18 protein-coding genes and 1 riboswitch are annotated in these 19,030 nt (G+C 69.0%); of the genes, 7 read left to right on the forward strand and 11 right to left on the reverse strand.

The genetic code is table 11. The annotated features are described in order from the left end of the window. Positions 1-79 precede the first annotated feature (79 nt). On the forward strand, positions 80-832 hold the full coding sequence (locus BQ8420_RS07075) for a cyclopropane-fatty-acyl-phospholipid synthase family protein (RefSeq protein WP_087097011.1): 753 nt from the start codon (positions 80-82) through the stop codon (positions 830-832). Positions 833-933: 101 nt separating this feature from the next. Further along, positions 934-1,401, forward strand: coding sequence for an NUDIX hydrolase (locus BQ8420_RS07080; protein ID WP_087097012.1), 468 nt, complete (start codon positions 934-936; stop codon positions 1,399-1,401). Positions 1,402-1,496: 95 nt separating this feature from the next. Here the strand turns inward: BQ8420_RS07080 and groL are convergent, their stop codons facing one another. The 6 genes from groL to thrC all read right to left on the reverse strand — a co-directional run bounded on the left by groL (position 1,497) and on the right by thrC (position 7,688). Continuing rightward, the gene (gene groL, locus BQ8420_RS07085) at positions 1,497-3,128 is read right to left on the reverse strand and encodes a chaperonin GroEL (RefSeq protein WP_087097013.1); all 1,632 of its coding nucleotides are present in this window, start codon (positions 3,126-3,128) and stop codon (positions 1,497-1,499) included. 369 nt (positions 3,129-3,497) lie between these two features. Next, positions 3,498-4,295, reverse strand: a complete 798-nt coding sequence (locus BQ8420_RS07090; RefSeq protein WP_087097014.1) for an ABC transporter permease — start codon at positions 4,293-4,295, stop codon at positions 3,498-3,500. Continuing rightward, positions 4,295-5,263 (reverse strand): ATP-binding cassette domain-containing protein, encoded by a 969-nt coding sequence (locus tag BQ8420_RS07095; protein ID WP_087097015.1) that lies wholly within the window; start codon positions 5,261-5,263, stop codon positions 4,295-4,297. The genes BQ8420_RS07090 and BQ8420_RS07095 overlap by 1 nt, the downstream gene beginning before the upstream one ends. A gap of 117 nt (positions 5,264-5,380) precedes the next feature. Further along, on the reverse strand, positions 5,381-5,977 hold the full coding sequence (locus tag BQ8420_RS07100) for a PadR family transcriptional regulator (RefSeq protein ID WP_087097016.1): 597 nt from the start codon (positions 5,975-5,977) through the stop codon (positions 5,381-5,383). Between the two features lie 104 nt (positions 5,978-6,081). Beyond that, positions 6,082-6,360 (reverse strand): ubiquitin-like small modifier protein 1, encoded by a 279-nt coding sequence (locus tag BQ8420_RS07105; protein WP_087097017.1) that lies wholly within the window; start codon positions 6,358-6,360, stop codon positions 6,082-6,084. Positions 6,361-6,428: 68 nt separating this feature from the next. Continuing rightward, the gene (thrC, locus tag BQ8420_RS07110) at positions 6,429-7,688 is read right to left on the reverse strand and encodes a threonine synthase (RefSeq protein ID WP_087097018.1); all 1,260 of its coding nucleotides are present in this window, start codon (positions 7,686-7,688) and stop codon (positions 6,429-6,431) included. Between the two features lie 13 nt (positions 7,689-7,701). Beyond that, a riboswitch (SAM riboswitch) is annotated at positions 7,702-7,840 on the reverse strand. Between the two features lie 320 nt (positions 7,841-8,160). Here thrC and BQ8420_RS07115 point away from each other — a divergent pair. Next, positions 8,161-9,597, forward strand: a complete 1,437-nt coding sequence (locus tag BQ8420_RS07115; protein WP_087097019.1) for a trehalose-6-phosphate synthase — start codon at positions 8,161-8,163, stop codon at positions 9,595-9,597. A 12-nt stretch (positions 9,598-9,609) separates the two neighbouring features. Here the strand turns inward: BQ8420_RS07115 and BQ8420_RS07120 are convergent, their stop codons facing one another. From BQ8420_RS07120 to BQ8420_RS07130, 3 genes are all read right to left on the reverse strand, one after another. Further along, complete coding sequence (locus tag BQ8420_RS07120) at positions 9,610-10,206, reverse strand: GrpB family protein (RefSeq protein WP_087097020.1); 597 nt, start codon at positions 10,204-10,206, stop codon at positions 9,610-9,612. A 237-nt stretch (positions 10,207-10,443) separates the two neighbouring features. After that, positions 10,444-11,220, reverse strand: coding sequence for a class I SAM-dependent methyltransferase (locus tag BQ8420_RS07125; protein WP_087097021.1), 777 nt, complete (start codon positions 11,218-11,220; stop codon positions 10,444-10,446). Between the two features lie 313 nt (positions 11,221-11,533). Then, positions 11,534-12,700, reverse strand: coding sequence for a S8 family serine peptidase (locus tag BQ8420_RS07130; RefSeq protein ID WP_087097022.1), 1,167 nt, complete (start codon positions 12,698-12,700; stop codon positions 11,534-11,536). Positions 12,701-12,930: 230 nt separating this feature from the next. On the opposite strand from BQ8420_RS07130, the gene BQ8420_RS07135 reads away from it, so the two are divergent. Together BQ8420_RS07135 and otsB are read left to right on the forward strand one after the other, a co-directional pair. Continuing rightward, positions 12,931-13,215: a DUF3263 domain-containing protein gene (locus tag BQ8420_RS07135; RefSeq protein WP_087097023.1), complete on the forward strand. Its 285-nt coding sequence runs from the start codon at positions 12,931-12,933 to the stop codon at positions 13,213-13,215. Positions 13,216-13,386: 171 nt separating this feature from the next. Then, positions 13,387-14,232, forward strand: a complete 846-nt coding sequence (gene otsB, locus BQ8420_RS07140) for a trehalose-phosphatase (protein WP_087097024.1) — start codon at positions 13,387-13,389, stop codon at positions 14,230-14,232. Here the strand turns inward: otsB and BQ8420_RS07145 are convergent. Next, on the reverse strand, positions 14,201-15,235 hold the full coding sequence (locus BQ8420_RS07145) for a serine hydrolase (RefSeq protein WP_087097082.1): 1,035 nt from the start codon (positions 15,233-15,235) through the stop codon (positions 14,201-14,203). The genes otsB and BQ8420_RS07145 overlap by 32 nt on opposite strands. Positions 15,236-15,410: 175 nt before the next feature. Between BQ8420_RS07145 and argJ the strand changes: the two genes are divergently transcribed. Further along, positions 15,411-16,571 carry a bifunctional glutamate N-acetyltransferase/amino-acid acetyltransferase ArgJ gene (gene argJ / locus BQ8420_RS07150; RefSeq protein ID WP_087097025.1) on the forward strand — a complete coding sequence of 387 codons (1,161 nt, stop codon included), beginning with the start codon at positions 15,411-15,413 and terminating at the stop codon, positions 16,569-16,571. A 79-nt stretch (positions 16,572-16,650) separates the two neighbouring features. Here argJ and BQ8420_RS07155 read toward each other — a convergent pair whose 3' ends face one another. Next, positions 16,651-18,225, reverse strand: coding sequence for an MFS transporter (locus BQ8420_RS07155; protein WP_087097026.1), 1,575 nt, complete (start codon positions 18,223-18,225; stop codon positions 16,651-16,653). 159 nt (positions 18,226-18,384) lie between these two features. Between BQ8420_RS07155 and BQ8420_RS07160 the strand changes: the two genes are divergently transcribed. Further along, entirely contained in the window at positions 18,385-19,023 is a 639-nt protein-coding gene (locus tag BQ8420_RS07160; RefSeq protein WP_087097027.1) for a TetR/AcrR family transcriptional regulator, read from the forward strand. Positions 19,024-19,030 lie beyond the last annotated feature (7 nt).

The following is a 19,030-nucleotide window of genomic DNA, read 5'->3' on the forward strand; positions in this document are numbered from 1 at the left end:
ACCCGACACTTCGCACGATAACCCCGACGGGCACGGAAAAACATTGGACGAGCCCGGCGGGGCGAAGGACACTGCTCGGATGACCTTCCCGACGATCCCTCCCATGCACCGCGACCTCGACTTCAACGGCCCGCTCTCCGACGAGCGGGCCGCGCGCCTGATCCACTCGCTCGGCCCCTTGAAAGGGCACCACGTCGTGGACCTGGGCTGTGGCTGGGCCGAACTCCTTCTTCGCACGCTGGCCACCGAGCCCGAGGCCACCGGCTTCGGTATCGACCTCGGGGAGGAGAACATCCGGCATGGTCGGGCCGGCGCCGAGGCCAGGGGGCTGGCCGACCAGGTGGAACTGGAGGTCGGGGACGCCGGCGCGTGGAAGGGCGAGGCCTCCGATGTGGTGTTCAACGTGGGTGCCACCCATGTGTGGGGCGGCGACCCCGTCGTGCACACCGAAAACGCGCTCACCGCCCTGGCCGACCTGACCCGTCCGGGCGGTCGGGTGCTGTTCGGTGAGTGCTTCTGGAAACGTCCGCCGACCGCGGAGGAGATCACGGCCATGGCGGTGATCCCCCGTGACCAGTACCGGCCGATGCCCGACCTGGTCGATTTCGCGCTCTCCCACGGTTTCCGCCTGTACTCCCTGTCGGAGGCCACGGTCGACGAGTGGGACACCTTCGAGAACGGCAACGCGTGGGGTCTGGAGGACTGGATCCGGGACAACCCCGACTCTCCCGACTTCGACGAGGTCGTCCGGCTTACCGACGCCCACCGACGACTCCGCCTGTACGGCCGGGACGTGCTCGGCTTCGCCTACCTGACCCTCCTGCGGGTCTGAGAGCAGTCGTCCACAGGTTCCCCGGGCGCCGGTTGCGCACGCGTCCCCGCGCACGCATGCTCGTTTCCAAGGGAGCCGACCGGTTCCCGGGGAGGAAGCAGATGGACACGCGGGCACTCGTCCACGACGCTCACCAGGCGGGGATCGAGGGGTTCTCGGCGGGCGCGATCGTTCACCGGGACGCCGGGCAGGAGATCCTCCTGCTGCGCCGGCGCGACGACGAGACGTCTTTTCCCGGGGCGGAGAGCCTGCCCTCGGGCGGGGTGGAACCGGGCGAGACCCTCCTCGAAGGGTTGGCCCGGGAACTAAGCGAGGAAATCGGGTTTCCGGAGGGTTTTCCCCTTCGGTTGGAGTCCTTCGTGACCTGGTTCGACTACGAATCCCGGCACGGAGAGCTTAAACGCCAGTTCACGTTCGCTCGACCACATGACGGCGCGCCGGTGCGGTTGTCGCAGGAGCACACGGACTTCCGGTGGATCCCGGCGGAGAAGTACCGGGACAGTGACCTCACCCCGCACGTGAAGGCCGCGGTCCGGGAGTGGCTGGAACAGCGCGACTCCCCCGCCTGACGTCCCCGGAAACGGCGAAACCGGGCGGCCCCGTGAAGGGCCGCCCGGTCGTCGCGGGCGAGGTCGCGTATCCCGACCCCGGGCTCCTGGACTTCTTAGAAGTCCATGCCGCCCATGCCACCGGTCGGGTCGCCGGCGGGAGCGGCGGCCTTCTCCGGCTTCTCGGCGATGACGGCCTCGGTGGTCAGGAACAGACCAGCGATGGACGACGCGTTCTGCAGAGCGGAACGGGTGACCTTGGTCGGGTCGATGACGCCGTCCTTGAACAGGTCGGTGTACTCACCGGAAGCGGCGTTCAGACCGAAGCCGGGCTTCAGGTTCTTGACCTTCTCGGCCACGACGCCGCCCTCAAGGCCGGCGTTGATCGCGATCTGCTTGAGCGGCTCGGCGATGGCGCGGCGAACGATGTCGGCACCGATGGCCTCGTCGCCCTCCAGCTCCAGCTTCTCGAAGGCGGGGACACTGGCCTGCAGCAGCGCGACGCCACCACCGGGCAGGATGCCCTCTTCGACGGCCGCCTTGGCGTTACGAACGGCGTCCTCGATGCGGTGCTTGCGCTCCTTGAGCTCCACCTCGGTGGCGGCACCGGCCTTGATGACGGCCACGCCGCCGGCCAGACGGGCGAGACGCTCCTGGAGCTTCTCGCGGTCGTAGTCGGAGTCGGTGCGCTCGATCTCGTTGCGGATCTCGTTCACGCGACCGGCGATGGCGGTGGCGTCACCGGCACCGTCGACGATGGTGGTCTCGTCCTTGGTGACGACGACCTTGCGGGCGCGACCCAGCATGTCGAGCTCGGTGCTCTCCAGCTTGAGGCCGACCTCCTCGGTGACGACCTGGCCGCCGGTCAGGACGGCGATGTCGCCGAGCTGAGCCTTGCGGCGGTCACCGAAGCCCGGAGCCTTGACGGCGACGGACTTGAAGGTGCCGCGGATCTTGTTGACCACCAGGGTCTGCAGAGCGCCGTCGGCGACGTCCTCGGCGATGACCATCAGCGGACGACCGGCCTGCAGGACCTTCTCGACAACGGGCAGGAACTCGTTGTTGTTGGAGATCTTGGAGTTGACGATGAGGATGTAGGGGTCCTCAAGGACCGTCTCCATGCGCTCAAGGTCGGTGGCGAAGTAGGGCGAGATGTAGCCCTTGTCGAAGCGCATGCCCTCGGCGAGCTCAAGCTCGAGCCCGAAGGTCTGCCCCTCCTCGACGGTGATGACGCCTTCCTTGCCGACCTTGTCCATGGCCTCGGCGATGCTCTCGCCGATCTGGTCGTCGCCCGCGGAGATCGAGGCGGTGGAGGCGATCTGCTCCTTGGTCTCGATGTCCTTGGAGAGGTTGCCGAGCTCCTCGTTGATGCGAGCCACGGCGATCTCGATGCCGCGCTTGAGGCCGACCGGGTTGGCGCCGGCGGCGACGTTGCGCAGACCCTCGCGTACGAGGGCCTGGGCCAAGACGGTAGCGGTGGTCGTACCGTCACCGGCGACGTCGTCCGTCTTCTTGGCGACCTCCTTGACCAGCTCGGCCCCGATCTTCTCCCAGGGGTCTTCGAGCTCGATCTCCTTGGCGATGGAGACACCGTCGTTGGTGATCGTGGGGGCGCCCCACTTCTTCTCCAAGACGACGTTGCGGCCCTTCGGGCCGAGGGTGACCTTCACCGCGTCCGCGAGCTGGTTCATACCACGCTCGAGGCCGCGACGGGCCTCCTCGTCGAACGCGATCAGTTTGGCTGCCATTGAGTTCTTGTCCTCCCGTGACCGGGCTGATACGCGATGAAACGAGGCGTGCGCCCGCGACGGACGACCGTGGTCGATCCGGCAACCCTGCTGCCGGAGGCCCACGATCTCGCAGCCCCGATCCGATTAGCACTCGACCATACTGAGTGCTAACCACTCATATTTTTAGCACTCGACCATGGAGAGTGCAAACGATGTGGTCACGATTTCCACAGCCCGAACAACGCCCTTACCTGGGGAGACATGCCCGAACCTGGGCATTTGAGCGTTGGGCGAACAGATGGTGACACCTGAGCTCGGTGGCGGCTCCGTTGCTCTCCCTACCCGGGAAGGGCCGGGCGAGCACCCGCCGTCACCGATCGATTCGGCTCAGGTGCTCAGCCCTCGCATGGCACGCGATCCCACCGCCAGGGCCAGGACGGTCATCCCGAGCGCCACGGCCCAACCGACCAGGACCGTCGTGTCCCAGGGACCACCGCCGAACAGCACCCGGGCGGCGTCCACCACGTGTGCGATCGGGTTGAACCGGGACAGTGTGTACAGCCACCCGGGCGCCAGCTCCATCGGCAGCAGCACCCCGGACAGCAGGAGCAGCGGCATCATCACGGTCTGGATGATCGGCGCGAACACATAGGTCTGCCTGGCGACCAGCGCGGCCAGGTAGGACAGCGTGGACAGCCCGATCCCGAGAACCGCCAGTAGGGCGACCCCCGCCAGGGCGCCGATCGGTGTGGTGTGGAAGCCCAACGGCACCACCACCACGAGGATCAGCAGGATCTGCGCCACCACGATCACCATGTCCCGCAGGACTCGGCCCAACAGCAGGGGCACCCGGCCGGCCGGCGTGGCCAGGAGGCGTTCGTGCGCCCCCGAGGCCATCTCCGGCAGCAGCCCGAACCCGGCGAACCCGGCGGAGAAGAGCGCCAGCATCACCAGCAGTCCGGGGACGAACCACTGCCAGGGGTTCTCGCCCTCGGCCCCGGCCAGACCACCCAGCAGGGGTGCGAACAGCACCAGGTAGAGCAGGGGTTGCAGCATCCCGAAGGCAACCAGGTACGGCCGGTACAGCATCGGGCGGAGCTGCCGGGCGAACACGACTCCGGTGTCGCGTACCGACCCGAAAACGACGTGTCGCGGGGTCGCCGTGTCGGTGGTGGTCTCGCTCATCACCCCTCCTCGCGCAGGCTGCGGCCGGTCAGGGTCAGGAAGACATCGTCCAGGGTGGGCCGCTGCACCTGGACACTGCCCGGGTGGACACCGGACTCGTCGAGTGCGCGCAACAGCCCCGGCAGGAAGGCGTCGCCGCGGTCGACCCGCAGGGCCACCTCGGCGCCGACCCCCTCCACCTCGGTGACCTCGGTCGGTGTGCCGTCGCTCAGCTCCGCGGCCACTTCCGCGGCCTTCTCCGCCAGATGCGCCTCGTCGATGGTGAACCGGACGAGGTCCCCGAAGACGCGGCCCTTGAGCTCGTCGGGGGTGCCGTCGGCGATCAGGCGGCCGTGGTCGATGACCAGGACCCGCTCCGCGGCGTTGTCGGCCTCCTCCAGGTAATGGGTGGTGAGGACGACGGTGGTCCCGTACTCCGACCGGAGCCGGGCGACGTGTTCCCACAGGTCGGCGCGGCTCTGTGGGTCCAGGCCGGTGGACGGCTCGTCGAGGAACAGCAGGCCGGGCCGGTGGATGAGCCCCATGGCGATGTCGAGCCTGCGCTGTTGACCGCCGGAGAGGGTGGTCGTCTCACGGTCGGCGGCCGCGGCGAGGTCGAGCATCTCCAGGAGCTCGTCGGTGCGGGATCGGGAGGTGCGGCGATCGAGTCCGTAGAGCCGCCCCTGGTAGTAGAGCTCGTCGCGGGCGCGTTGGTCACCGGACGCGCTGTGTCCCTGGCCGACGAAGCCGATCCGCCGTCGTACCTCGGCGGGTTCGGCGCGCACGTCGTGTCCGGCGACCATCGCGGTGCCCGAGGTGGGTTCGAGCAGGGTGGTGAGCATGCGCAGGGTGGTGCTCTTACCCGCCCCGTTGGGCCCCAGGAGCGCGACGAGCTCCCCTTCGGCGACCTCCACGTCGACTCCGCGCACGGCTTCGACGGTGTCCTTGCCGACCCGGAAGTCCCGGGTCAGCTCGCGTGTTCGGATCATGCGATCCCCTCTATTAAAACTTGAATGCCAGGATCAGAATGCATCACCGAAGGGACATATTCAAGTTTTAATACCGGGACACGATCGGCCCGGACCGGAGTCCCCTGGGGTCGTCGGTCAGGAGGGCGCGGTGGGCGGGGTCCCGAAGGCCTCGGGCGAGTCGTCGGCCATCACGTACTTCCCCGCCTCCAACTCCGCGAGGAGCCGCCGGGTCCACTCGGCCCCCGCCTCGATCGTGACGTGCCACAGGCGGAAGAGCTCACGCACGTGGGCGGGCTTGCCCCACTCCTCCACGGAGGAGTGGATCGCCGCCTCCGTCTCGGCGTTGCTCTTCTCCAGTGCGATCAACCGCTCTCGCAGGGACTCGATCACCTCCGCCCTGGGCAGGCAGGGCATCAGGGTGACCCCGGCGTACAGCAGGGCCTGGTCGTCGCCGGTGTGGCCCAACGCCCCGCGCAGCAGGCGGTGGAACTCGACCTCACCGTCGTCGGTGAGCTCGTAGGAGGTGCGGTCGGTGACCTCGTCGCCCGGAGCCACGAACTCGCGGAGCTTTCCCTGCTCGGCGAGTTTGCGCAGGGCGTGGTAGATCGAGCCCCACTTCACATTGGCCCACTCTTTCGCGCCCCAGTCCATGAGGTCACGGCCCACGCGGTAGCCGTGTGTCCACCCGTGGATGCGCACCACACCCAGCACCAACAACCGTGTCGCCGACATCGCCACCCTCGTCCCGGAAGAAACCTCATCCCAGGTTACGAGGCCCCTGGAAGACGAAGAGGGGGCGGACGCACCGAGCGCCCGCCCCCTCCCGATGCGTACGGTCAGCAGCCGCCGGCGACGGCGGGGATGATCGACACCTGCTGACCGGCCTTGACCTCGGTCTGCAGACCCTTCTCGAAACGCACGTCCTCGTCACCGACGTAGACGTTCACGAAACGGCGCACCTTGCCGTTGTCATCGAGGATGCGGGCCCGGATACCCGGGTGGTTGGCCTCCAGGTCGTCGAGGATCTCGGCGAGGGTGGCGCCCTCGGCGGTGACCTCGGAGGCGTCGTCGGTGTAGGTGCGCAGGATGGTGGGGACGCGGACGCTGGCGCTCATGCTGGAACTCCTGGTGGGTGCTGTGGCGGATCGTGGCGAGCGGCGGCCGGAAGGCCTGGGGCGGACGCTCAGACCAGGCCCTCGGCCTTGAAGGCGTCGAGGGAGGGCTTGATGGTGGCCGTGACGCCGGAGTCGACGGCGTTGAGGGTCTTGAGCCCGTCACCGGTGTTGACGATCACGGTCTCGGCCTCGGTGTCGAGCCTGCCCTCGCGGACCAGCTTGCGCAGGACACCGGTGGTCACGCCGCCCGCGGTCTCCGCGAAGACGCCCTCGGTGCGGGCCAGTAGCTTGATGGCGTCGACGATCTCGTCGTCCCCGACGTGCTCGACCGAGCCGCCGGTGCGCTGAGCGATGTCCAGGACGTACGGACCGTCGGCCGGGTTACCGATGGCCAGGGACTTGGCGATGGTGTCCGGCTTGACCGGCTGGATGACGTCGTGGCCCTCTTCCCACGCCTTGGCGACCGGGGAGCAGCCCGTGGCCTGCGCGCCGAACACCTTGTAGGGGCGGTCCTCGACCAGGCCGACCTCGATGAGCTCTTGGAAGCCCTTGTCGATCTTGGTGAGCTGCGAACCGGAGGCGATCGGGATGACGATCTGCTCGGGCAGACGCCAGCCGAGCTGCTCGGCGATCTCGTAGGCCAGCGTCTTGGAACCCTCGGCGTAGTAGGGCCGAAGGTTGACGTTGGTGAAGCCCCAGCTCTCGCCGGCCTCGTCCCCGATGAGCTCGGAGCAGAAGCGGTTGACGTCGTCGTAGTTGCCGTCGATGGCGATGACCTTGCCGCCGTACACGGCCGCCATGACGACCTTGCCCTCCTCCAGCCCGGCCGGGATGAACACGCACGACTCGAAGCCGGCACGCGCGGCCGCGGCACCGACCGCACCGGCGAGGTTACCGGTGGAGGAGCAGGACAGGGTGGTGAACCCGAAGGTGCGGGCGGCCTCGACGGCGATCGCGACCACGCGGTCCTTGAAGGAGTGCGTGGGGTTGGCGGAGTCGTCCTTGACGTGCAGGGACTTCAGGCCGAGTTCGGCGGCGAGGCGGTCCGCCCTGACCAGCGGGGTCAGGCCGGGGTTCATGTTGGGCAGCTCGGCCACGTTGTCGGGGACCGGCAGGAGGGAGCGGTAGCGCCAGATGTTCTTGGGGCCGCTCTCGATCTCCTCGCGGGTGACGTTCCCGAAGTCGTAGGCGATCTCCAGGGGGCCGAAACAGAACTGGCAGGCGAAGCTCGGCGATAGTTCGTAACGCTCGCCGCACTCCCGACAGGAGAGGGCGGTTCCGGGACCGAAGGCGCGGACGGCGGTGGGTTCAGCGGCGGCAATCGCCATGGCGAGGCGTCTCCCCTCATCTTTCCTGGTGGCCACCTTGACCCCAGGCCGGAGTTGGCACCTGCCTCGACGGGTACGCGATGGTGCGTCCACATGTCGAGATGGTTGCCGGGGCTTCGCAGGGCCGGTCCCTCCACCCCTCTGGATGAGCAATATGAAGTTGTCGCGTGTCCGCTTGGGGAACGCACCGTCACTGTAACGGACGTGGTGACCGGTTTTCCATGCCTGGTGATCCGGATTACACAAGGCGTCTCGTAATTTGAGACCCGATGAGACGCCACCGAACGGCGCGACGCCGTGCGCGCTCCGCGTTCCGGGAGCGTGATGCTCCTCCCCCTTGACCAGGGGTGGGTTTGGGGCAGGGGTGCTCCGGCGAGACCTAGGATGCGCCTCCGTCTCGCCGGGGGCGCACCGACGACTTCCCTGCATTCCCACCGCGGCACCCGTTCGCGCGCTCGAAAGGACCCCACACGTGGACAAGGCACAGATCCTCATCGCCTCCAACAGAGGACCGGTCTCCTTCTCCACGACGGTCGACGGCGCCCTGGAGTACCGCAGGGGCGGTGGCGGACTGGTGTCGGGGATGAGTTCGGTGGCGACCGAGATCGACGCCCTGTGGGTGTGCGCGGGCCTGTCCGACGCCGATCGCCGCGCCGCGTCCGAGGCCCCGGAGGCCCGTCTGGACCGAACGCACGACCTCGACGGCATGCGCGTCCACATGTTGGACATTCCGGAGGAGACACTGACCGGTGCCTACACCGAGGTGGCCAACTCGATCCTGTGGTTCGTGCAGCACATGATGTACGACACCCCGAACAAGCCCTCCTTCGGTTCGGACTTCCGCAAGCGGTGGGAGGACTACTCCGCCTACAACAACGCGTTCGCCGAGGCGTTGGTGAGCGGTGCCGCGGACAACGCCCGGGTGGCCGTGCAGGACTACCACCTGGCTCTGGTGCCGCGCATCCTGCGCACGCGCCGCCCCGACCTGCGGATCGCGCACTTCTCGCACACCCCGTGGGCTCCCCCGGAGTACTTCCGGATGCTGCCGACCCAGGTGGGGCGGGAGCTGTTGGAGGGCATGCTCGGCGCCGATCGGCTCGGTTTCCACAGCCCCCGCTGGGCCGATGCCTTCCTGCGCTGTTGCGCCGAGATCCTGCGCGCCGACGTCGACCTGGAGCGGCGCACGGTCGAATACGGCGGACGTGTGGTCGAGGTGGGCGTGCACGCCCTGGGCGCGGACGCCGACGGGCTGCGGGAGAGCGCTTCGGAGCCCGCCGTGGCCGAGCGCAGGCGGATGCTGACCGACCTGGTCGGCGACACCAGACTGATCGTGCGGGTGGACCGCACCGAACTGTCCAAGAACATCGTGCGCGGCCTGGAGGCCTATCGGGAACTCCTGAGGGCGCACCCGGAGTGGCGAGGACGGGTCACTCACCTGGCGTTCGCCTACCCGAGTCGGGGCGACGTGCCCGAGTACCGGGCGTACACCGATTCGGTGCTGCGGACGGCCAAGGAGATCAACGAGGAGTTCGCCACCCCCGAGTGGACGCCGGTGGTGCTGGAGGTCAACGACGACTACCCGCGGTCGCTGGCGTCGTTCCAGATCGCGGACGTGCTGCTGGTCAACCCGATCCGGGACGGAATGAACCTGGTGGCCAAGGAGGGACCGGTGCTGTCCGAGCGCGACTCCGTCCTGGTGCTGTCCCGCGAGGCGGGCGCGGCCGACGAGTTGGGCGAGGACTCGCTGTTGGTCAACCCCTACGACACGGTGGAGACCGCGGAGGCGCTGCACGAGGCGTTGACGATGCCGGAGGAGGAGCGGCGCAAGCGTCGGGAACGCCTCGCGGAGGCGGCGGTGGCGCTGCCGCCTCGGCGTTGGTTCCGCGAGCAGCTCCGTTCCCTGGGTTGAGGGAGGCCGGGGTCAGTTCGGGCTCTGGCTCGCCTTCCAGGTCGCGGCCTCGGCCATGAGCTCGGCGACGATCTCCGACTTGGCCGCGGTGTAGTCCTGGAGGCGTTCCCACGAGCGTTCGCCCAGTTCTCGCTTGACGGAGGCATACCGTTCGCGCGCGCCGGTGTCGGCGGTCAGGTAGTCGCGGAACAGGCTCATGCGTTCGAGCTCCGCGCACCCCTCCCCGCCGACGTACAAGCTCACGTTGACGCGTGATCCCTTGAGGATCCGGTGGTCGTACTCGCCTTCGAAGCGGTCGAGGACGCTGTACCCGTTCTCCTCCAGTTCCGGAAGGTAGGCGGGCTCGTCGGTGGGGTCGGCCACCGCCAACCGAATGTCGATGCAGGGATTGGCGTCCAGGCCGGGCACGGCCGTGGACCCGATGTGTTCGATCGCCAGCACACGCTCTCCGAGGACCTGACGGATGCGGTCGGCCTCCCGTTGGAACAGATAGGGCCACTTGGGATCGTAGGAGGCGATGTTGACCCGGCCGTTGACCAGGTTGTGGTTGTGCGCATCGGTCCGGGCGGCGCCACGCGAGGGCAGGGACGGGGATTCCAGGGAGGACATCCACAAAGCCTTGTCGTCCGCGCCGTCCGCGTCAAGTGCCTTCGCGTGGCTTACATATGCACGCGCATTCCGACCGTGACCATGTGTCGACCTGCGGTGACGTTCGGCGATGACGCTTTCCGCCGTTTCTTCCCCGGTACCGGGAACCAAACTTCGGCACACCCGCCGAAGGTACTCGGACGGTCGCCCGAAGGTCCGTGGGAACAACGACGAACGGCCCCCGGGCGACCATCCGACTCACTCCGGGACGGAGACGACCAGGATGAGGGAGCCCTCCAGTTCCGGGGTCGAACGCAGGTGGCCGTGATCTCGGTCCCACGTTCCGTCCTTCAGGGCACGGGACAGGTCCGCGTGGAAGCGTTCGTGGACCTCCTCCGAGACGAAACTCCACGCCGAACAGGCCTGCCGGGCCGTGGGGTCCAGGAGTCTTTCCGGCCTCCCGTAGTAGGCCTCGTTGAAACCGTCCGAACAGTCGAGGGGGATCGACACCGGTGTGACCGTGGTGCGCCCGCCCAGGCCCTCGGTCAGGTCGGACACGGTCGGGTAGCGTCGCGCCTCGGTGTCCAGGACCTCCGGGGCGTAGTCGTGGAGCCAGAACCGGCGCACCAGGTCCGGGTCGCAGGTGAGCACCGCGACCGGGCCGTTGGTGACCCGCCGTACCTCGGTGAGCCCTGCCGCGAGCTCCGACCATTGATGGACGCTGAACGTGGTCATGGCGGCGTCGAAGGAGCCGTCGGCGAAGGGCAGGGACTCGGCGGTCGCGTTCACCGCCTCGGGGAGGGTGGCGGGCCTACGGGCCCGCATGCTGGACGAGGGTTCCACCGGGGTGACCTCCCGGTCGCCTGGTTCGTAGGAACCGGCACCGGCACCGACGTTGAGCACCGTGCGCGCGTCGCCCAGTGCCGCGTGCACGAAGGAGGCGATCCGGGGGTCGGGCCGACGGTGATCGGTGTAGGTCCGAGCGATCACGCCGTAGTCGGCGTCACCCGCGCTTCCGTCCGCTTTACGCGCCATGCGGTTTCTCCCGTCGTGGAGGGGTCGGGGGGCGGCGCCACTCTAACCGGTTCCTCTCCCCGCCCCCAGAGGTTTTCCACAGGCACGGAATCGCCCCTGTTCCGGTACCCACGCGAGGCCGTAGCGTCGTATTCGGGGGGACTCGCGTCCCCGCCCACCTCGTGCTGCCCGCCCCCCGCTGCCCAGTCCTCGTACCGCCCCGCGCCGGCCCGAACACGCAAGTGGGGGCACTCCCACCCGGGAACGCCCCCACTGCGACCTCGTCCACCCGCTCCGGGCGGCACATGTCTTCGTCTCGCCGCTACCTGGGCCGCTACCTGGTCTTGCGGCGACGGCCGCCCTTCTTGCGCCGGGAAGGACGTTCTTCGGCCCTGGCCTGCTCGGCCCGAGCCGCCGCCAACTCCGCGTCCTCGGCCTCGCGTTCGGCCTTCACCCCGTACGGGTCGGCGCTGCTGCGGCGCACCCACAGCACCAACAGCAGCACGACGAGCACGATCACCACACCGACCAGGGCGAACCACACCCACACCGGGACGCCCGAGTCCTGCTCCTGCACCAGGTCCTCGTCGATGAGGGAGATGTCCTCGGCCGTGCCGGAAGCCTGCGCCACCGCGTCGCCCACGTGCAGCGAGGGCAACCCGCCGGGCCCTTCTCGGGAGCCCTCCACCAGGGCCTCGCGCACCTGGTCGGGGCCCAACTGCGGGTACTCGGCGGACAGCAGGGCGGCCGATCCGGCGACGACGGCGGCCGCGTAGGGCGCCCCGGTCACGTCGGCCTGGCGCAGATCCTGCCCGGCGGTCCGCAAATCGGCGCCGGGGGCGACGAGGTCGATCTCGGCGGCATCGGGCGACTCGGGGATGAGCGCGCCGTCCTCGTCCACACCGGCCACCGCGAGGACGTTCGGGTCCTCGTTCCCCCCGGCGGGTCCCACCACCAGGGCGCCACCGCTCGCGGCCGCCGCCGTGGCCTCCGCCAGGTCCCCGTCGTCGCCGATCTCCTCGGGCAACAGGATGACCTGAGCGTCCTCGTCCGTGGCGTGGCGGACCGCGCCGGCCAGGTCGTCCTCGGTGGGCAGCACCAGCACGTTCGCCTCCGGGGCGACCCCCAGCACGCCACCATCGGCGTCCATGCCGTGCCCGTGCCCCGCCACCAGGCCTGCCGCCGCGGTGCCCTGCTCGTCGTCGGCCCCGTTGTCGCCGAACTCGGTGACGATCTCCACGTTGTCGCGCAGGTCGGGGTGTTCCTCGTCCACGGACACCCCTGGCAACGCCACGGTGATGCCCTGGCCCTGCGTGCTGTCCCAGACGTCCTGCGCCCCGATGGACGCCAGGGCCCACTGATCAGGGCGGAAGTCGGGGATCTCCGCGGAGGCGGCGGGTGCCGCCGTCAACCCCAATACGACCAAGGACGCACAGGTCCCGGCCGTGGCGCTCAGCAGATGGCGCGAATATGTCCTGCTACGGCTGTTGCCCCCGAGCACGTCAGGCTCCCTCGAACGTTGCGGTCGGCGTTCCGCCGGGCCCTCCCCGGACCCACGCGATTCTGTCACGAGCACAGGATCCAAGCTTGGACAAGTGACCAGAGGGGTAGGGAAGGCAACTGTAGCCCGGGTGACACTCCTGGGTTCTCCGCTCCTCATCCGGCATGTCGAGTCGCTAGCATGAGTCACGCCGATCCGGACAAACCAATTACCCGTCCAGGGGGTGTCCCATGCCGTATATCGGTCCGTCAAAAGACGGTCAGTCGGCCCTCGCCGAACGCGAACAGCGCATCCTCGCCTTCGAACGCCAGTGGTGGAAGTTCGAGGGCTCCAAGGAACAGGCGATCCGCGACGAGTTCGGGTTCTCCGCGACCCGGTACTACCAACTGCTCAACGGTCTGGTCGAGCGCCCCGAGGCGCTCGCCTTCGACCCCATGACCGTCAAACGTCTGCGCCGTCTACGCGCCGACCGCCGACGACAACGCAACGCCCGCCGCCTCGGCATCCAGATCTAGTCCCACCGGTTCCGGCTCCACCGATTCATCCGTACCGGTCCGGCACGTGCGACAGGGACGATCCCCGCGTCCGCACGACCCCGATTTCCGCGCACTCCCCCGGCGAAGACCACACGTCCACGCCAGGGCCCGCGCCGCGCGGCCCATTGACGACTACGACGAGGTCTTCGCATGTCCCCAGCCGAGCCCGGCAGCCCGCTCGAACCCGGCACCGAAGCCGGACGCGCCGCCATGAGGGCGCTGGTCGGTGCACCTTCCACGGCGCTGACCGCCTTCGACTTCGACGGCACCCTCGCCCCCATCGTCGCCGACCCCCGCGCCTCCGCCCCCCAACCCGGGGTCGTGGAGGCGCTGGCCACCCTGTCCTCGTTGGTCGGAACCGTCGCGGTGATCACCGGTCGACCCGCCGCCACCGCGGTGGACCTGGGCGGGCTGGATCGGATACCCGGCATCGTCGTCCTGGGGCACTACGGGGCCGAACGCTGGGTGGACGGCAGCGTCATCGCCGCGGACCCACCGCCGGGAGTGGCCTTGGTCCGCGCCGAACTCCCCGCTCTGGTCGACGCCTCCGGGGCGCCCGCGGGCACCTGGATCGAGGACAAGGGCCGTTCGCTGGCCGTGCACACCCGCCGCGCCGACGACCCCGACCGGGCGTTGGAACTGCTGTCCGGCCCACTGGCCGACCTGGCCGAACGCGCCGACCTGCGGTTGGAACCCGGAAGGATGGTGATCGAACTCCGCCCCCGGGGCGTGGACAAGGGTGCGGCCCTCACCTCCCTGGTGGAGGAGAAGGCCGCGCGCTCGATCCTCTACGCCGGTGACGACCTCGGCGACCTGCCGGCCTTCGCGGCCGTCACCGCCCTGCGCGAACGCGGAACACCCGGGCTCACCGTGTGTTCGTCCTCCGACGAGGTCACGGCGGTGGCCGAGGCCGCCGACCTGACCGTTCCCGGCCCGGCCGGACTCGCCACGTTCCTCCAGGGACTCACGGCGAGGATTCGTGGGCCTGTGGAGTGAGCGCCGACCGGGCGGCGCTGCGCAGGTCCACCAGACCGGTGCGGTCCCGCCCGTAGTGAACGGCGTTGGTGAGGACACCCACGTACCGTCCGCTCTCGGGGTGCATGAACAGACTCGTCCCGGTGAACCCATTGTGGTAGACCACCCCTTCCGGGGTGACGAGCCAACCCAGACCGCGGGAGAGGCGCCCTCCGGCGTCCACCTGCGCGGTCCAGCTCTCTCGCACGTACGAACCGGGGATCGCCCCCTCCGCCCCGACCTCGTGCAGACGCAGCATCTCCCGAGCGAAGGCACCCAGGTCGATGGCGGTGGTGAACGCTCCGGCGTGCCCGGCCACACCGCCCATCAGCGCCGCCGCCTCGTCGTGCACCACACCCCAGTTGGGCGCGGTGCCGACGAGACGACGTTCGGTGGGAGCCACGGCGGGTGAACGCGGCAGCGGCCCGAACGTGGTGGAGCGCATCCCCAGTTCGGCCCAGAAGTCGGCGGCCAACCGGTCCAGTCCCTTGCCGTACAGACGCTCCAGCAGCAGCCCCAGCAGGATGAATCCGCGGTCGATGTAGAGGTATCCGGGTTCCTCCAGCGGGTCCGCCAGGATGGCCTCGGCCAGATCCTGGTCGGTGCCCACGTACCGCTCCAACCAGGTCACCTGGTTGAGTCGACTGGTATGCGTGAGGATCTGCCGTGCCGTCACCCAGGCCCCGGGAAGGTCCTCCCCCTCGAAGTATTCGGACATCGGAGCGTTGAGGTCCAACACCCCCTCGGCGACCGCTCTACCCACCAGCGGCCAGGTCGCCATCACCTTCGTCAGGCTCGCGACGTCGTAGGAAACATCCGGAGCGGTGTCGTGCTCCGCGTCGACCCGACCGACCGCGACGAACTCCCACATACCGCCGGTTCCGATCACCGCGGCCCCACCAGGAAGCCAATCGGCGTCCACCATCACCTTCAGGACCCCACGGATCCGCGCCCCCGTCTCCGTGAGCCAGTCACCATCGTGCACCACACGCCTCCCCCCGAGCGGTCTTCCCCCACTCTCGGCGGATACCCCGTTCGATCCGGCTTGTCACACCCGTGTCGTCACCGCACAGTACGAAACCCCCGCAGGTGGAGGCCGTAATCGAGGTGGTCGGGCGTGGCGCAGTAGGCTTGCCGTCAGGAGTTTTCCGAGGAGGACGATGAGCGACCACACCCCCGTTCCCGCCGGTTTCGTCGGCGTGGCCGGAAACATGGGGATCAAGGACCCCGACGACGACTTCTTCGCCGTCGTCTCCCAGACCCCGGCGGCGGTGTCCGCCGTGTTCACCAGGTCCACGTTCGCCGGGCCCAGCGTGCGCCTGAGTCGGGACGCGGCCGCCGACGGTCGGGCCCGAGGAGTCACCGTGCTGGCCCGCAACGCCAACGTGGCCACCGGGCAGATCGGGACCAGGGACGCACGCGAGGTGCGCGAACGGGTGGCCCGGGCCGCCGGCATCGACCCCGAGGACCTCCTGCTCGCCTCCACCGGGGTCATCGGTCGCCCCTATCCGATGGAGCGGATCCGCGCGTACCTGGACGACCTGCCCGCCGAGTTCCCGCCGGCCGACCTGGACCGCGCCGCGTCGGCGATGATGACCACCGACACCCACCCCAAGATCGTCAGTGTGAAGGTGGGCGAGGCGACCCTCACCGGCATGGCCAAGGGTGTGGGCATGATCGAGCCGAACATGGCGACCATGCTGGCCTGGTTCTTCACCGACGCCGACCTGGAGCAGCCTGTTCTGGACGAGGTGTTCCGCCGGGTCGTGGACCGCACCTTCAACGCGTTGAGCATCGACACCGACACCTCCACCAGTGACTCCGCGGCGATCCTCGCCAACGGCCTGGCCGGCCCGGTGGACGTCGCCGAGTTCGAGGAGGCGCTGTACGGGGTGGCGCTGAAGCTGGTCCGGATGATCGCCTCCGACGGCGAGGGCGCGGGCAAGCTCATCGAGGTGCGGGTCACGGGAGCTCGCGACGACGCGCAGGCCAAGCGCGTCGGCAAGGCCGTGGTGAATTCTCCGCTGGTCAAGACCGCCGTGCACGGGGCCGACCCCAACTGGGGCCGGGTCGCGATGGCGGTGGGCAAGTGCTCGGACGAGACCGACGTGCTGCCGGAGAACGTGCGCATCGTCTTCGGTGACGTGGAGACCTTCCCCAGCGAGGCCACCGAGGAGACCCTGGAGCGCGCCGCTCGGCACATGAAGGGCCGGGAGGTGCTGATCGGTGTCGACCTGGGCATCGCCGACGGGGACTTCACCGTCTACGGCTGTGACCTGACCGAGGGCTACATCCGGATCAACGCCGACTACACGACCTGAGTCGCACCTCACGGACGACGTCGTGGCCCCGGAGGAACGAAGTCCTCCGGGGCCACGTGTGGTGAGGGCCGCACCTCGATCAGATGTGCACGACGGGCCCGTCGGTCATCTTCCCCCCGCGCATGAACAGCGACAGGATCGCGCCCGCCAACAGCAGCCCCGCCGCGATGAGGAAGGCCAGGTGCAGGCCGTCCAGGAAGGCCAGGTTGCTCGCCGTGGTGATCGCGGAGACGGTGTCGGGGTCGGCCCCTTCGGGCAGGACGGCGCCGCCCTGGGCGATGACGCTCTGCATGCCGTTCAGTTCACCACCGGAGGGCGCGTCCTGACCGAACGCGGTGTAGTGGTCCGGCAGCTTCGTGACGATGGTCGCGGACATGACCGCGCCCAGGACCGCCGTGCCCAGCGAACCACCGAGCTGCATCGCCGCCTGCTGCACGGCGGAGGCGACACCGGCGAAACGCACCGGCGCGTTCCCGATGATCGCGGCGGTGGACCCGGTCATCACCAGGCTCAGACCCACACCCAGCAGGACGAACCCCACCGACAGGTACACCACCGAGGTGTCCACCGTCAGACGGGAGAGCAGGAACATGCCCGCCCCCGCCGACAGCAGGCCGATGGTGGTGGGCAACCGTGCGCCGACCCGGTCGAGGATCCGTCCCGCGATCGGCGAGACGATGGCCATGGTCGCGGTCATCGAGATGAGCTGCATTCCGGTCTGGGCGGGGCTCATCCCCCGCACACCCTGTAGGTAGAAGGTGATGAAGAACAGCGACCCCATCAGGCTCACGGCCATGAACACCATCAGCACCACACCGATGGCCAGGGACGGGTTGGCGAACAGCGCGAGCGGGATGAGCGGCTGCTCGGGCTTGCGCTCCCAGAGCACGAAGGCGAGAGCGAACAGGAGCGCCCCACCCAGGGAGCCCAGGGTGACGGGATGGCCCCAGCCGATGCTCGGCGCCTCCACCAGCGCCCACACCAGGGCGAAGACGGCGACGCTGATGAGGACGATGCCGGGCAGGTCCATGCGGCTTCCCGGGTCGGTGGGCCGGTTCGCGGCCAGCAGCCACAGGCCCAGACCCAGGGCGATCGCGCCCACCGGGACGTTGATGTAGAAGACCGCTTCCCAGCTGAGCGCGTCGACGAGGATGCCGCCCAGGATGGGTCCCCCGGCGGTCGCCGCGCCGATCAGGCTGCCGAACACCCCGAAGGCCCGGCCGAGCTTGCTGGGCGGGAAGCTCGCGCGCATCAGGCCCATGGCGGAGGGCAGCAGGAGCGCTCCGAAGATCCCTTGGACGATCCGGAAGGCGACCAGCATGATGACGCCGGAGGACAGGGCGATGGCCACCGAGGCGATGACGAAGCCGACCACGCCCACCAGGTAGGTGTTCCGGTGACCGAAGCGGTCGCCGAGTTTGCCCGCGGTGATGAGGAAGACGGCGAGGCCCAGCAGGTAGCCGTGGGTGACCCACTGCAACTCGGCGAGGGAGGCCCCCAGGCTCGCCCCGATCGCCGGGTTCGCGACGGCCACGATGGTCCCGTCCAGGGCCACCATCATCACACCGAAGGCGATGGCGACCAGCGTCGCCCACGGGCTTCGAGTAAGGCGTTCGACGGCCCGTGTCGGTGGTGCGGCGGTCTGTGCGGTCATGACTTCCCCCGATGGTTCCCCGTTGGCTACCGAGAGAGATTATGTCAGCCGCTGACACTTCGCAATTCATGCAAGAAGTCAGTGACTGACGTCATACTGGCCCGCATGTATCCTCGCAGTAGGTGCGAGATCCGAGGCCGCAGGGGAAGGAGGCCGTCCATGACCGTGACGAGCTCCGAACCGACCGGTCTACGTGAGCGCAAGAAGGCGCGCATGCGCAGGGACCTCATCGACGCGGCGATCCGCCTGTTCCACGAGCGCGGGTTCGAGGGGACCACCACGGAGGAGATCGCCGCCGCCGTCGACGTATCCCAGCGCACGTTCTTCCGGTACTTCGCCTCCAAGGAGGACGTGGTCCTGGAGGCCGCGGAGGGCGTGGACCAGAGTCTGTTCGACTCCCTGCGCGAACGCCCCGCCGACGAGGCGCCGTTCCGCGCCCTGCGCAACGCGATGCGCGACCACTGGGAGTATCTGGAGCGCGAGGACCTGCACCTCCAGGGCAGCGCGGTCAATCTCATCGCCCGCAGCCCGGAACTGATCGACACGAACATGCGCTACTACCATCGGCGCCAGGCACGCCTCGCGGATGCCCTGGCGGAACGCGCGGGGGTGGACCCGACCACCGACCACCGCCCGTCGCTGGTCGCCTCGGTGTTCTTCGCGGCCCTGAGCAACGGCCACCAGATCTGGTGCGCCTCCGGGTGCGAGGACCTCGGCCTCCTGCTCGTCCACATCCTGGAGCAGTTGGATCTGGTCCCCCAAGCCGTCGGCGACGGTTGGGGCACCCCCGACGCCTGACGCGCCC

The organism is Nocardiopsis sp. JB363 (assembly GCF_900143625.1).
Taxonomy (GTDB): domain Bacteria; phylum Actinomycetota; class Actinomycetes; order Streptosporangiales; family Streptosporangiaceae; genus Nocardiopsis.

Bases quoted from the DNA above. Each gene is read 5' to 3' on its own strand.
- BQ8420_RS07075 (WP_087097011.1), top strand. From the start codon at position 80: ATGACCTTCCCGACGATCCCTCCCATGCACCGCGACCTCGACTTCAAC.
- BQ8420_RS07095 (WP_087097015.1), bottom strand. From the start codon at position 5,263: ATGATCCGAACACGCGAGCTGACCCGGGACTTCCGGGTCGGCAAGGAC.
- BQ8420_RS07125 (WP_087097021.1), bottom strand. From the start codon at position 11,220: ATGGCGCGTAAAGCGGACGGAAGCGCGGGTGACGCCGACTACGGCGTG.
- BQ8420_RS07135 (WP_087097023.1), top strand. From the start codon at position 12,931: ATGCCGTATATCGGTCCGTCAAAAGACGGTCAGTCGGCCCTCGCCGAA.
- otsB (WP_087097024.1), top strand. From the start codon at position 13,387: ATGTCCCCAGCCGAGCCCGGCAGCCCGCTCGAACCCGGCACCGAAGCC.
- BQ8420_RS07090 (WP_087097014.1), bottom strand. From the start codon at position 4,295: ATGAGCGAGACCACCACCGACACGGCGACCCCGCGACACGTCGTTTTC.
- BQ8420_RS07080 (WP_087097012.1), top strand. From the start codon at position 934: ATGGACACGCGGGCACTCGTCCACGACGCTCACCAGGCGGGGATCGAG.
- thrC (WP_087097018.1), bottom strand. From the start codon at position 7,688: ATGGCGATTGCCGCCGCTGAACCCACCGCCGTCCGCGCCTTCGGTCCC.
- groL (WP_087097013.1), bottom strand. From the start codon at position 3,128: ATGGCAGCCAAACTGATCGCGTTCGACGAGGAGGCCCGTCGCGGCCTC.
- BQ8420_RS07120 (WP_087097020.1), bottom strand. From the start codon at position 10,206: ATGTCCTCCCTGGAATCCCCGTCCCTGCCCTCGCGTGGCGCCGCCCGG.
- BQ8420_RS07155 (WP_087097026.1), bottom strand. From the start codon at position 18,225: ATGACCGCACAGACCGCCGCACCACCGACACGGGCCGTCGAACGCCTT.
- BQ8420_RS07160 (WP_087097027.1), top strand. From the start codon at position 18,385: ATGACCGTGACGAGCTCCGAACCGACCGGTCTACGTGAGCGCAAGAAG.
- argJ (WP_087097025.1), top strand. From the start codon at position 15,411: ATGAGCGACCACACCCCCGTTCCCGCCGGTTTCGTCGGCGTGGCCGGA.
- BQ8420_RS07105 (WP_087097017.1), bottom strand. From the start codon at position 6,360: ATGAGCGCCAGCGTCCGCGTCCCCACCATCCTGCGCACCTACACCGAC.
- BQ8420_RS07100 (WP_087097016.1), bottom strand. From the start codon at position 5,977: ATGTCGGCGACACGGTTGTTGGTGCTGGGTGTGGTGCGCATCCACGGG.